Source organism: Geobacillus sp. FSL W8-0026, assembly GCF_037966255.1.
Classification (GTDB): Bacteria; Bacillota; Bacilli; order Bacillales; family Anoxybacillaceae; genus Geobacillus; species Geobacillus icigianus.
Map to the genome: position 1 here is coordinate 317,816 of NZ_CP150194.1, position 12,070 is coordinate 329,885.

The window sequence follows — 12,070 nt, forward strand, 5'->3', positions numbered from 1 at the left end:
GTCATGGGCATTTCACATGACGGAAACGGGGTGACAATTACACTGCGAGAGATTTATGACTCGCTAAATGGAGTGTCGTCGTCATTGGACAGACTGGAACAACGAATTATTCGTTTGGAGGAAAAAACGTCCATGGCCAGTGAAGCTGATGAGAGAAGCCGGAACGCCTTGAAAAAGGCGGAGGAGGCGTTTCAAAAGGCAAGCGAAGCGCTTGTCCTGATCCAAGAAAAAGAGGCCGAGAAGAAAGAATTCAAGAAAATGTGGTTTAGCGCGATCCTAACAGCTATCACCCCTTGGCTGTTAGGTTTTTTATTCGCACTTATTTATCTTGTCCAGAAAGGAGGTGAGTGGTGATGAAGGATTGGAAAAAAATCATCGGGTATTTCATCCCGATTGTTGCTCTGGTCATCGCGAATATCGCCAAGGTCGATGATCCAGAGCAAATCGAAGGGGCGCTTGAGATCATCGTTTCCGGCGTTTTTGGCTTGTTGGCGGCGATTGGGGTCTACAAGAACAATGACAAAAGCGACGAGAAGGACAAAAAATAATGGGAAAGGGTGGTTGGAATATGCCTTGTAGTGATATTATGATGCCGCATGTTGTTTGCACTGATGCCAGCTACTATACAGAAAACGCTACTTCAATTGATGTAACGGTCTCTTATCAAGGTGGAGGAATTGCAGATCCAAACGGCGATGGATTTATTGCGCCAACTTGGGATTATGTCTTGGCATTAGAAATTTATGATGGTTATTGGAAGGCTGTGGAATTGCAATCGGGATATTATAGACATCAAACACCTGTCAAAAAATTTTACTTGGCCGGAAAGAAAGAAGGTCGATACAGGGTCCGTTTGTACTATCAAGCTAGAGAAAATGAAGAATATACGGGGGTGGTAACAACATATTCTTTCATGGTGTATCGTTGATTATTAAGGGGAAGGGGCGCCCGAATTGGCGTCCTTCATTTGAAAGGAGTTGAAAAATTGGTTAAAATGGTAACGACATAATAAGGCCAAGGGGGAGGGTTCGAGTTGGGGAAATGGATTTTGGGCTTGTTAGCTGCCATTGTTTTAGGGATCGGGTTTTTTGCAATGAGCGATAAGGATGCCCAAAGTACCAAACCTGCCTCAAATACACAGCAGTCGAAATTGGAACAAAAAGAACAACTGACTGTCGGCGTCGATCCACATAATCACCCTGAATACAAATCGAATTTTGAGCTCTACTTTGCTCATCTGAATTCTGCTGTTCTCGTGGACAAAGCAAAGGTTGATAATGGCGGAAAGACTTTAAGTAACGAAGATTATAAGAGAATTTTAAACGATATCAGAAAGAACTTGGGCAATATCAAATATGACGGCGAAAAGATAGATGAGCTAAACAGAGTGAAAAAGCTGGTGAATCAAGCGATTCAAAACAACGCAATCAAAGGCGATGAGATTTTTTACGAGATTCACCAAACCATTCATGAGTTAGATAAGCACTTTAACACAACTTATTTTGTGGATGAAGTTCCAAACAAACAATCTGAAGCGTCGTTTTTCATTGAGAAAAGTGAATATAGCGACGTATATTATTGGCTGAAAGGTATGAGCCAATCGCTTCACTCAGGCGAATACGCACCATATTCCAGCAGAGAAGACTTCTTGTCTCACATGGCTCATGTTGGTTATGCTTATGCAAGGCATTTTTATAATCTTGAAGATCAACTTTCGATGAAAACAAAATTAAGCGAGCTGATTCAACTGTTTGGAGAAATGAGAAATGAAAATGATTATAACAAATATGGCGAGTATATCGAACAATTTGATGCCATTTATGATGAAATCCAAAAAGAACGACGCCTGTAAAGGGCGTTTTTTGTTTGCCTTTTATTCCAAACTATCGAAGGAGGAATGAATATGGCTGACTTCATTCAAGTCATCGACCCTGGCCACGGCGGCCACGATCCGGGTGCGGTAGCGAACGGACTTCGTGAAAAGGATTTGACGCTGAAAATCGCGCTCTATACGAGAGACTACATTCATGAGCTATACGAAGGTGTCAAGGTCTATCTCACTCGCGACAAAGACGTTTTTGTCAGCTTGAGCGACCGCGCTGCTTTTGCCAACCGACTCAACGCGGATCACTTTTGTAGCATTCACATCAACGCAGGTGGCGGAGAGGGATTCGAGTCGTACATTTATAACGGCTCGTATCCGAGCAAGCCGAAAACACAGGCATTGAGAAACGTTTTACACGATACCATTGTTACCGAAATAAAATTTTCCAATCGCGGAAAGAAAGAGGCAAACCTTGCCGTTCTCCGCGAGACGAAGATGCCTGCCGTTCTGACCGAGAATGGGTTTATTGACAATAAGGACGATGCCGATTTTCTGAAGTCGGATGACAATCTGCGGAAGATCGCACTGGCGCATGCACACGGGCTGGCCAAAGCTCATGGGTGGAGAGCCAAGCCCACGTCAGAGGCAAAGACTACACCGAAGCCGTCGGACGGTGGGAAGGTATTCTACCGCGTGATGGCAGGCAGTTTCGCGGATCGGGAAAATGCTGAAAAACGAGTAAGGGAGTTGAAAGAAAAAGGGCTTGATTCCTTTATTGATGTATACAGAGCCTAACTACTTTCAAACGGAAAGGAGGTGATTTATGATAAAGGTAAATACCAAATCTAGGAGGTTTTACAAATGAAACTGTACAAACCGATGATTGGTATGTTGGTCGCTGTCTTGTTGTCGGGGTGCTCTGATTCTCCGGAAAAAGAGTCGAAAGAACCAGACAAGCCTAAGGCAGAACAGACAGAACAAGAGCGAAACACGAAGCAGGATAGCCAAAGAGAAGAACAGAGTAAGGAGAAGAGGACTCGAAACGAAGAACAAAGCTCCAAACAGGAAGAGAGGTCAGAGAACCAACAATCAAAAAATGCTGAGTACGAAGCTATTCGGTCATACGTTGGGCAAAAAGTGAACTGGAAGCCGGGTGTGAAAGAGAGCATTCAAAAGTTTGTCCGAGACCACCATCAATTTTATGAGGACACGCTAACCTACGGGAGAATCAAGAATGTCAATTGGGAGCAACAAAAGAAGCACGCTGATGCCTTGATTAAGGAAGCAAAAGCAATCATCCCCGAAATCACGGAACAGATCAAAACCATGGAACAGAACAACTTGCTGGATATAGTATCTATTGATGACGATCCGAGAGATTTGAAATTGGATTTTGAAGTTCTCGAGGTTGTTCTCGAAATTGCAACAAGCCAAAAAGATACAACGGGCTTGGTGTATGCACATCGGATTTTGCACGACTTGGATGTTGAATTGAACGGGACGAAGACGCACAAATTCGGGATGAGTTCATACTATCATGGTGGCGAGAATCGTCCAGAACTATGGAAATATATCGAAAAAAACGGAAGAGAGCGTCCACTTTCTTGGAATGAACAAAAAAGCAAGAGGTGATAGGGAATGAATATCGTTGCAATCAATATGTCTGGAAAGCAACTGCCGGTCTATGATATGGATCTAAATCGAATCGGAACTATTTATCCTTACGAACTTTTTGGCTTGAATTATAGAGCAGGAGGGGATGGCTATGCTTTCTTCATTGTATTCCGCAATTCGAGCGGAATTCTAATAAGAGATGGGATGTTGATTGAGCCACCGGCAAGCGCGTTGGAAAATGCATATAAATCGAAGTATCGTTATGGAACAGTAACCATTGGGGGAAGAACATATTCTACGTTCAAAATGAAGAGAACAGAGAATCTATATTCAGTGTCAGGACGGAAGATTGGTCAAGTTGCGGCTGGTCAATATGTAGCCACTGTTGATGACCCTAGCTCTGGCGATACAAACCCGCATTGGTTGCAAGTTTATTATGCTCGTGGTACCGACGGACGTTGGGACTCTCTTGCTGCGGATGGAGCTAGCTATGGATTTGTAAATATCGGCCTTGAAGATGGATCGATGTATAACACCGTTTCTTGCGATGGCTTGTGGGTGTAAAATCCCCTTTTTTGGGGATTTTTTTGTTATAACTATTGACGATTGTAAATAGATAAGGTATTATATAATTGAAAGGAGGTGAACAGCGGTGTGGAAGTGGTAAAGGAAATCATTCTTACGCTTGCGGCTCTCGCAACGTTGATTAAAACCATCCTCGAAATCAACGAAAAAATCGATGCGAAGCGCAAGCGCAAGAAAAAGAAGAAAAAACGATAAACTAATGAGGGGGTGGGGTTACCGCCAACCTCACCCTCTCAAGAATATTATATCCGTTCTTCCACACAAATTCCAATGAAGAAATGGTTCAAAAAAATCGAAGCGACAGATTGCTTTTTCGCAATGTTGTTCCTGTCTTGGTTGAACGAAATTGATTTCCACAATATGACGATTTTAAGATGGATCACGTTGGTGCTTGTTGCAGCTTGGGTGATCATGATCGTGATCAAATACAAATTGAAATTCGAGGGTGATGAATGATGGAATACCACTTGAAAAACCGGGAAGAAGTGGAGTGCTTCATTAAAAATGAAGTCCTCACCACTTCCGAAGTGGTTGAAATTCTTGGAGTTACTCGTCAACGGATTAGTCAAATGATTTCCGCTGGCAAGTTGAATCCGATAAAAAAATTACGTGGTGATAGCTTGTTTTTACGGCAGGATATTGAAGAAAGAAAAAAAGAACTTGAGGCATTGCGTAAGAAATATCGCCCGTATGATGCAGAATAATGCAAAAAGCCCTTCTCATGTGAGAAGGGCTTTAATCCTCTGACATATTCCTTCTTTCATCGAGAAGATGATGAGGAAGATTAAAAAAGGATGGAATATGAGCAACGAAAAGAAGGCGGATCGCTCCGCCTTTTTTTGTATGAGATAGCAGTCGAAAATAATTTTGTATGGAATAAAAGAGCATATCTATTCATTCTGAAAAGTCTCGTGGCTGTGTTTAGTTTGCCTTCGAAGGTTCGGATGGTTAAGACCTGAACCTTGCAAACCATAAATGACACCTGTGATGTTAGGTGAAATCAAACAAGCATAAAAATAGCCCCTGCCTAGAAACCTCAACTAGTACTGCGAATATTTTTTTGTTTTAATACAAAATTTCGACAATATTTTCGATCAAAAACAGTTAATATCGGAATGAATGGATAAAGCTTTGAAATGGGGGGCTAATGATGTACGTTGTAGATGGGGCTAGCAGAATCATCTATTATCCATCAAATTATACAAATTATCTATGGAGTGGGCAAACGCTAAAAAGAGGTGATCGAAATGATGATGTGAGGACATTGCAATCTTGGCTTTACAGAGCCGGATTTAACCCTGGGGGAATTGATGGAGTTTACGGAGCAAATACAGAGAAGGCTGTGAAGGAATTTCAGAAGAAGGTGGGAATTACAGCTGATGGTATTGCAGGAAAGCAAACGTACCAAGCTCTACAAAAGTATGTTAGAACAGAAACGACAACATCACAATCAAACTCATCGATCAGTAATGATCATTGGACAGGTCAGACACTTAGGGAAGGAAATCGGGGACAAGCGGTAAAAGATTTACAGACTAAGCTTCAACGATTGGGGTATAACGTCGGGGCTATTGATGGTATTTACGGTAAACAAACAGCAGAGGCAGTGAAAAGGTTTCAAAAGGCCCATGGGTTGACAGTGGATGGCTTGGCGGGAAAAAGCACTTATCGTGCTATTGAGCAGGACATACAGCAAAAAAATTATTATAATCAAAAAACGATTATTCAGAATAAGTATAAAGCATTGGAAAATAAGGTTCATTCTAAAGATTCTACGTGGGGAGAAGTGGTAAAATCTTTAAAGGAAATCGCTAAACTGGGATTTGATTTTATCATTGGAGATGATATTAAAACTTTATTGGATCCCAACGCTAATACAATTGATAAAGTTATTGCAGCTTTAAGTTTTATTCCTGGTGGAAAGATAGTCAACGGTGAAATAAAATTAGCTAAGCTAGGAAGTAAAATCGAAGTTAAGTTTGATCAAAAATTCCTAAGTGAGATTTCGAAAACAAAACCAATAAATCTTCCCTCATACAAAGCTATAAGCATAGATATGGAGCATATCTTATCAGGTCATATTAAATCGGGAAATCGGGCAAAACAAAGCGGAAAGAAAGATTTGTTTCCTGAAAATATGACTACTAAACAAATAGAAAAGGCGATTATAGAGGCTTATAAAAACGGGAAAAAGTTAAAATCTCAAGGCGATAGGGTGAAAATTGAAGGATATGGGGGAGGAATGAAAATAGAAATGTGGGTCAATCTGAAGACAAAAATCATAGAGACTGCTTATCCTAAATTTTAGAAAGGGTGATTATGTTGTTAAAAGACATTGAAGTTGTAGTAAATACAAATTCAATATTCATGAACACTAGTAGAAATGTTATAGGTGAAATTTATCTAAAGATTGGTGATTTCTTTTTTCCCGAAGAAGGCTGGAATGATTTTGTGGTGGTGATTCTAGGATGGTGGCAAAAAAACATTATGAATATTAAAAATGATAGAATTGGGACAGTGTATGAATTCGACTTTATGGATGGACCTTGGTTTATGAAGGGAAAGAAAATTTCAGAGCACACGATCGGATTGGAATTTGTAAGGAATAAAAGTGATTCTCAACAAATTGTCTTCACGTGTTTATGTCAAGTAGCACAATTACAACAATCCATTTTAAATGCTACTGAAAAACTCTTGATAGAGTTAAAATCGAGGAAATGGCATTCCGATGATATTGAAGAGTTGGATAAAATTTGGCGACTATTGCAGTCTCTTAATTAGTAACGAACTTTGACAAGTTTTTTGGTTTCCATAGCCAATAAAACAGAAATGATGACTGTTTTAATGAAGAATTGTCGCAGCATGTGGTTTTTCAATGCCGCACTCGATGAAATATGGGAAAAGGCGGAGTGATCCGCCTTTTTTTTGACCACGTGACCACATTGTGACCACATTGTGACCACGAATTTAATCAAAAATTATATTTTTGTAACTATTCACCCCAGTGCTAGTGTATAAAAAAGCCCAGCACAAATAGGGCATTTCGGTCATAGAAAATGCCCTAGGTAGCGGAAAGAACTCGATCGATCGTTTCGCCTGCCAACAGAAGACATAACGAATCCCACACGTTTTTTTCGTGTTTCGTCAGTGTGGAAACGATGCTTCTTGCGATGCAAAACGACTGCGCGAATGTTTCTTCGCGAAACGTACCCGAAATGTTCTCTTTGACTTTGACCATGCGAAGATCGCGTTCGGCTTGGTTGTTATCAAAGGGAACATGTACTTCACGTAAGAAACGCAGCGCTTCTTCCTTTCGTTTTTGAAGGCGTCGAACAAAAGCGAGTGCTTTTTTCGGAAGAGGCGTCATCGTTTCTAATCGGTGTTGTGCTCTTTCTAGGATGCGATCATACACTCGTTCCCACCGTCTCGCTTCTTCTTCGGAAAGTGCACCGTGATGGGCTTCGACGGCTTGCTTGGCGGCTAACAGAAACGTGGTCATGCGCATCGCCCACGTATGCCCCTGTTCGATGAATCCTTTTAACTCACGCAAATGGTGGGCATGACAAAGGGCATGGGTGGCATGTGTGTATTTCGGATACGTACCGAACGCATCGTGCATCATCGTCCCTTCATATCGGGGAAGAATCCCGATATCATCGGTCGCTTTTTTTCCACGAGAAGCGTGAGGAGCCAAGTATGTATATCTCGATGTACACGCGACATGCACCCATGCGAGTTTCCCATTGATGCGCAAACTCGTTTCATCGACATGCAGGATGTTGGATTCAAGTAAGGCGTCTTCGATGATGTCCATATTGGATTCCAACGATTCGCGTCCTCGTTTCACCATATTGGCAAGAGTTCCCGTACTAATCGAGTGTTGATATAACGCTTCGATTGTATCACTTAAACGCTTGTACGGGATCAATTGGATATGATGTAAATAAACAACGAGCGCCGTGAGCCGTGGACCGTATTGCACATGATTCGTGACATGGGATGGGAATTCGGCTTGTTGCACGCATCGACAATGTGGACACGATTTCACTTCACGTTCATGTTGTGTCACCTCGATCGCCACAGGAGGGACATCAAACACTTGACGGATATCGACTTTGAACGGTTTGACTTCACGCAAAGAAGCTCCACATCCTTGACACGTATGCACACGGTGGACGACACGATGATGTGGATGTTCCACTTGACGGAGCGTCTTCCCCTCATGTCCCTCTTGCCCACCAAGCTTTTTGCCAGACGGCTCGCGGGAGGAACGCTTTTTCTCAAAACGGTCAGAAGATGGGGGCAAATGGCTATTGGAGCTGTTTTTTTTCGTGCGTGCTTCCAGCTCTTGAACACGGTACTTCAGTTGTTCATTTTCTTTGCGTAGCTGTTTGTTTTCTTTCAACAGTTGCTCAATGACTTGTTGTTGGTGAGTAATGAGCTGCTTTTGTTGTTGGGCTTTGCTGATTAAGCTTTCAACTGTAAATACAGCTTGTTGTACCGTCAACATGCGATTCACCTCCTTGTCTATCAATATTCACATCATGGACAGGAAAAGCAAAAAATATTCAGCTCACTTTATGATGTGGCTGAATAGTTACATATTTTTTATTGGATATTTAAACCTTACAAGTCTCTAAAAATCCCTATAATTCAACATTTAACAGACTTAAAGAAACTTTGATGTCCATTGATAAGCGATGGGCGGCATGATGTAATCAGCGCCTCCCATCCGTTGGAACACTGGGGTTTTCCCCGGTGTTCTTTTTTGTTTTGACCATGAAAATGACCACGCTATGGAATGCGGATCAAGCACGCATAAATCGCCTCCCCCTCTTGCCAAGCAGCGTGAATGACGTAGATGTACGAGCCTTGTTGTTTTGGCAGTGTGATCGTTCCATGTTGCACCGGCTGCCAGTCAACATCATCATCCTTCCATACGCCGGCTTCGAGTGTCGATGGGCGGTAGTCAAACTCGATGTGAAGTTTTGCCCCTGAAGCGGCGGGATGAGGCTTGAGTTCTTTGACGAGCAGCGGTGGGGCGGCGGCATCGGCAACAACTCCGCGCCGGCCTGTTGACCACGTGTAAGTCCCGAGCCGGTGGTCGACTGTTTCGCCGTTGATGGTCAACGTTAATTCAGGCGGCTTGATATCACCGAATGAACAGCCGGAAAGCCATAGAAGCAAAATAAGAAGCGGGGCCCGTCGTTTCTTCATTGTCGAACCATTCCTCCCTTTTCTAAACATAGACGTTTTTTCCGCCGATTTGTTGCGTTGATCTGTCTCAAAATGGGAATAAAAATGTCATGGAGCTCTTCACTATGACACCCTTCCTTTTTATACCAACCGATTTTGTCTTTAAAAGTCAAGTATATCTTTTGGTGATAAACTTGTCATGGGGATGTCGATGCAAAGGAGGACAACGCAATGAACGAACGAATCGAACGCGACTCGCTCGGCGAGGTGAGGGTGCCGGCCGATAAATATTGGGGAGCGCAAACGGAGAGAAGCCGGCAAAACTTCCGGATCGGCAAGGAAACGATGCCGCTGGAACTCATTTATGCTTATGCTGAGCTGAAAAAAGCGGCAGCCATCGTCAACGAGCAAGCCGGGAAGCTGAGCGAAGCGAAAAGACGGGCGATTGTAGCGGCGTGCGACGAAATTTTGGCCGGTCAGTGGGATGCGCATTTTCCGCTTGTCGTTTGGCAGACGGGAAGCGGGACGCAGACGAATATGAACGTCAACGAAGTGGTGGCGAGACGGGCGAACGAGCTGCTCCGTGACGGCGAGGAGCGCATTCACCCGAACGATGACGTGAATATGTCACAAAGCTCCAATGATACGTTTCCAACGGTCATGCATATGGCGGTGTATGCGAAAATTCACACGCATTTGCTGCCGGCGCTGGATGGATTGATCGGCACGTTCGCAGCGAAGGAGCGGCAATATGCGAAGACGATCAAAATCGGGCGCACCCACTTGCAAGATGCGACGCCGCTCACATTCGGACAAGAGATTTCCGGGTGGCGGACGATGCTGGAGAAAAGCAAAATGATGATCAGCGAAGCGGCCGACAAGCTGCTCGATTTGGCGATCGGCGGCACGGCGGTCGGCACGGGGCTCAATGCGCCGCCAGCGTTTGGCGAACAAGTCGCCAAACAGCTGCACGCCCAAACCGGCTACCCGTTCCGGTCTGCTGCCAACAAATTTCACGCGCTGACCAGCCATGACGAGATCGTTTACGTTCACGGGGCGTTGAAGGCGCTCGCCGCCGATCTGATGAAAATCGCGAACGATATTCGCTGGCTGGCGAGCGGACCGCGCTCCGGGCTCGGGGAGATCACGATTCCAGCCAATGAACCTGGGAGCTCCATCATGCCAGGCAAAGTCAATCCGACGCAAAGCGAAGCGATGACGATGGTGGCCGTGCAAGTGTTTGGCAATGATGCGACAATCGGTTTTGCGGCAAGCCAAGGCCATTTTCAATTAAACGTGTTCAAACCGGTCATCGCCTATAACGCCATTCAGTCCGTGCAGCTGCTTGGTGATGCCATCCGTTCGTTTGATGAGCGATGCGCCCAAGGGTTGGAGGCGAACGAATCGAAAATGAAAGAGTACGTGGACCGCTCGCTCATGCTCGTGACAGCGTTAAGCCCGCATATCGGCTATGACAAAGCCGCGGAAATCGCCAAGCTTGCGCACCGTGAAAGATTGACGCTGAAAGAAGCGGCCTTGAAAAGCGGGTATGTGACAGCCGAGCAGTACGAAGAATGGGTAAGGCCGGAGAAGATGATTTAGTGGCCCAAAACGCCGGGAGCGAACAGGAGGATCAAAAAACGGGGCTGATCCAAAAGGTTGTCTGTTTTCAAGATCAACACAACTATAGGAAACGCTCAGGCAGCGCGCGTAGTAGTGGGGGACGAGGGTGTTCCGTTTAGGACACCCTCGTTTTCCTGTTTTTCTCCTCCCCCTTTGTTGCAAATCGATTCCAAAAGTTCGGTATATTCGATATCATATTAATAGTATAAACGAGATATTGTCTACCGCTAAAAGACCCATTTATCACCATAAAAGGAGCTTGGTGTCATGACGATGAACGAATCGTTGCTTCCCGCCATCGAACAAGTGGTTCGCAATGTGGAACAAGTCATTGTTGGAAAACGGCACGTGATTGTGCTCAGTTTCACGGCGCTGTTGGCCAAGGGGCACGTATTGCTTGAAGACGTGCCCGGCGTCGGCAAAACGATGCTCGTACGTGCGCTGGCGAAATCATTTCAAGCTGAGTTGAAACGGATTCAATTTACGCCGGATTTGTTGCCGAGCGATGTGATTGGTGTTTCAGTCTATAACCCGAAAGAGCGGCAGTTTGAGTACAAACCCGGGCCGATCGTCGCTCATATTGTGCTCGCTGATGAGATCAACCGGACGTCGCCGAAAACGCAGTCAGCGCTTCTTGAGGCCATGGAAGAAGGAAGCGTGACGGTCGACGGCATCACGCGGGCGCTGCCGCAGCCGTTTTTTGTCATGGCGACGCAAAACCCGATTGAATACGAAGGAACGTATCCGCTTCCGGAAGCGCAGTTGGACCGGTTTTTGCTGAAGCTGCAAATGGGCTATCCGTCTGCTGATGAGGAAATCGAGCTGTTGCATCGGCTGGAAAAAATGAAGCCGTTGGAAGAGATCGGACCGGTGATGACGCTCGACGAATTGCGGGCTTTGCAGCAGAAGGTAGCCGATGTGCATGTCAGCGATACGGTGAAGCGATATATCGTCGAGCTGGTCCGGCAAAGCCGGGCGCATGAAGCCGTGTATTTAGGCGTCAGCCCGCGCGGGTCGGTCGCCTTGATGAAAGCAGCGCAGGCCTACGCGCTCATTCATGGCCGCGATTTTGTCATCCCTGATGACATACAGCAGCTCGCTCCTTATGTGCTCGCCCATCGTCTGCTCGTTCGTCCGGAAGCGAAATGGGACAAGCTTGATGCGAAAACGATCCTTTCCGAGCTGATGGCCCGCACGCCGGTGCCGGTGCAAGGACGGCGGTGAACG

The 12,070-nt window shown here is 45.0% G+C and carries 15 protein-coding genes; 13 read left to right on the forward strand and 2 right to left on the reverse strand.

Going from position 1 to position 12,070, the window contains the following annotated elements; translation table 11 throughout:
• Positions 1–3: 3 nt before the first annotated feature.
• The 11 genes from NST29_RS01765 (at position 4) to NST29_RS01815 (ending at position 6,805) form a co-directional block, all read left to right on the forward strand.
• Positions 4–354, forward strand: a complete 351-nt coding sequence (locus NST29_RS01765; RefSeq protein ID WP_033020079.1) for a hypothetical protein — start codon at positions 4–6, stop codon at positions 352–354.
• Positions 354–548, forward strand: coding sequence for a hypothetical protein (locus tag NST29_RS01770; RefSeq protein WP_033020077.1), 195 nt, complete (start codon positions 354–356; stop codon positions 546–548). The genes NST29_RS01765 and NST29_RS01770 overlap by 1 nt, the downstream gene beginning before the upstream one ends.
• Positions 548–928: a hypothetical protein gene (locus tag NST29_RS01775; RefSeq protein WP_013144111.1), complete on the forward strand. Its 381-nt coding sequence runs from the start codon at positions 548–550 to the stop codon at positions 926–928. Before NST29_RS01770 ends, NST29_RS01775 begins: the two co-directional genes overlap by 1 nt.
• Positions 929–1,033: 105 nt before the next feature.
• Positions 1,034–1,852, forward strand: coding sequence for a hypothetical protein (locus tag NST29_RS01780; protein ID WP_033020075.1), 819 nt, complete (start codon positions 1,034–1,036; stop codon positions 1,850–1,852).
• A 51-nt stretch (positions 1,853–1,903) separates the two neighbouring features.
• Positions 1,904–2,620, forward strand: coding sequence for an N-acetylmuramoyl-L-alanine amidase (locus NST29_RS01785; RefSeq protein WP_033020073.1), 717 nt, complete (start codon positions 1,904–1,906; stop codon positions 2,618–2,620).
• Positions 2,621–2,686: 66 nt separating this feature from the next.
• The gene (locus tag NST29_RS01790) at positions 2,687–3,457 is read left to right on the forward strand and encodes a hypothetical protein (protein WP_033020072.1); all 771 of its coding nucleotides are present in this window, start codon (positions 2,687–2,689) and stop codon (positions 3,455–3,457) included.
• A gap of 6 nt (positions 3,458–3,463) precedes the next feature.
• A complete protein-coding gene (locus NST29_RS01795) occupies positions 3,464–4,003 on the forward strand; it encodes a hypothetical protein (RefSeq protein ID WP_033020071.1) in 540 nt (179 codons plus the stop codon).
• 90 nt (positions 4,004–4,093) lie between these two features.
• Positions 4,094–4,219: a hypothetical protein gene (locus NST29_RS01800; RefSeq protein ID WP_255396830.1), complete on the forward strand. Its 126-nt coding sequence runs from the start codon at positions 4,094–4,096 to the stop codon at positions 4,217–4,219.
• A gap of 260 nt (positions 4,220–4,479) precedes the next feature.
• Entirely contained in the window at positions 4,480–4,728 is a 249-nt protein-coding gene (locus tag NST29_RS01805) for a helix-turn-helix domain-containing protein (RefSeq protein ID WP_033020069.1), read from the forward strand.
• 446 nt (positions 4,729–5,174) lie between these two features.
• Complete coding sequence (locus NST29_RS01810) at positions 5,175–6,332, forward strand: peptidoglycan-binding protein (RefSeq protein WP_324699463.1); 1,158 nt, start codon at positions 5,175–5,177, stop codon at positions 6,330–6,332.
• A gap of 14 nt (positions 6,333–6,346) precedes the next feature.
• Positions 6,347–6,805 (forward strand): hypothetical protein, encoded by a 459-nt coding sequence (locus tag NST29_RS01815; RefSeq protein ID WP_091704432.1) that lies wholly within the window; start codon positions 6,347–6,349, stop codon positions 6,803–6,805.
• 280 nt (positions 6,806–7,085) lie between these two features.
• On the opposite strand, the gene NST29_RS01820 is transcribed toward NST29_RS01815, so the two are convergent.
• Positions 7,086–8,534 (reverse strand): IS66-like element ISGst1 family transposase, encoded by a 1,449-nt coding sequence (locus NST29_RS01820; protein ID WP_033019592.1) that lies wholly within the window; start codon positions 8,532–8,534, stop codon positions 7,086–7,088.
• A 284-nt stretch (positions 8,535–8,818) separates the two neighbouring features.
• The gene (locus NST29_RS01825) at positions 8,819–9,241 is read right to left on the reverse strand and encodes a hypothetical protein (protein ID WP_033020064.1); all 423 of its coding nucleotides are present in this window, start codon (positions 9,239–9,241) and stop codon (positions 8,819–8,821) included.
• Between the two features lie 210 nt (positions 9,242–9,451).
• Here NST29_RS01825 and fumC point away from each other — a divergent pair, with 210 nt between their 5' ends.
• A complete protein-coding gene (gene fumC / locus NST29_RS01830; RefSeq protein WP_033020063.1) occupies positions 9,452–10,822 on the forward strand; it encodes a class II fumarate hydratase in 1,371 nt (456 codons plus the stop codon).
• A 288-nt stretch (positions 10,823–11,110) separates the two neighbouring features.
• Positions 11,111–12,067 (forward strand): MoxR family ATPase, encoded by a 957-nt coding sequence (locus NST29_RS01835; RefSeq protein WP_033020061.1) that lies wholly within the window; start codon positions 11,111–11,113, stop codon positions 12,065–12,067.
• Positions 12,068–12,070 lie beyond the last annotated feature (3 nt).

What these genes read in the sequence shown, in the direction of transcription:
- NST29_RS01805 (WP_033020069.1), top strand. Translation starts at nt 4,480, where the DNA reads ATGGAATACCACTTGAAAAACCGGGAAGAAGTGGAGTGCTTCATTAAA.
- NST29_RS01825 (WP_033020064.1), bottom strand. Translation starts at nt 9,241, where the DNA reads ATGAAGAAACGACGGGCCCCGCTTCTTATTTTGCTTCTATGGCTTTCC.
- NST29_RS01790 (WP_033020072.1), top strand. Translation starts at nt 2,687, where the DNA reads ATGAAACTGTACAAACCGATGATTGGTATGTTGGTCGCTGTCTTGTTG.
- NST29_RS01810 (WP_324699463.1), top strand. Translation starts at nt 5,175, where the DNA reads ATGTACGTTGTAGATGGGGCTAGCAGAATCATCTATTATCCATCAAAT.
- NST29_RS01795 (WP_033020071.1), top strand. Translation starts at nt 3,464, where the DNA reads ATGAATATCGTTGCAATCAATATGTCTGGAAAGCAACTGCCGGTCTAT.
- NST29_RS01770 (WP_033020077.1), top strand. Translation starts at nt 354, where the DNA reads ATGAAGGATTGGAAAAAAATCATCGGGTATTTCATCCCGATTGTTGCT.
- NST29_RS01765 (WP_033020079.1), top strand. Translation starts at nt 4, where the DNA reads ATGGGCATTTCACATGACGGAAACGGGGTGACAATTACACTGCGAGAG.
- NST29_RS01820 (WP_033019592.1), bottom strand. Translation starts at nt 8,534, where the DNA reads ATGTTGACGGTACAACAAGCTGTATTTACAGTTGAAAGCTTAATCAGC.
- fumC (WP_033020063.1), top strand. Translation starts at nt 9,452, where the DNA reads ATGAACGAACGAATCGAACGCGACTCGCTCGGCGAGGTGAGGGTGCCG.
- NST29_RS01785 (WP_033020073.1), top strand. Translation starts at nt 1,904, where the DNA reads ATGGCTGACTTCATTCAAGTCATCGACCCTGGCCACGGCGGCCACGAT.
- NST29_RS01775 (WP_013144111.1), top strand. Translation starts at nt 548, where the DNA reads ATGGGAAAGGGTGGTTGGAATATGCCTTGTAGTGATATTATGATGCCG.
- NST29_RS01835 (WP_033020061.1), top strand. Translation starts at nt 11,111, where the DNA reads ATGACGATGAACGAATCGTTGCTTCCCGCCATCGAACAAGTGGTTCGC.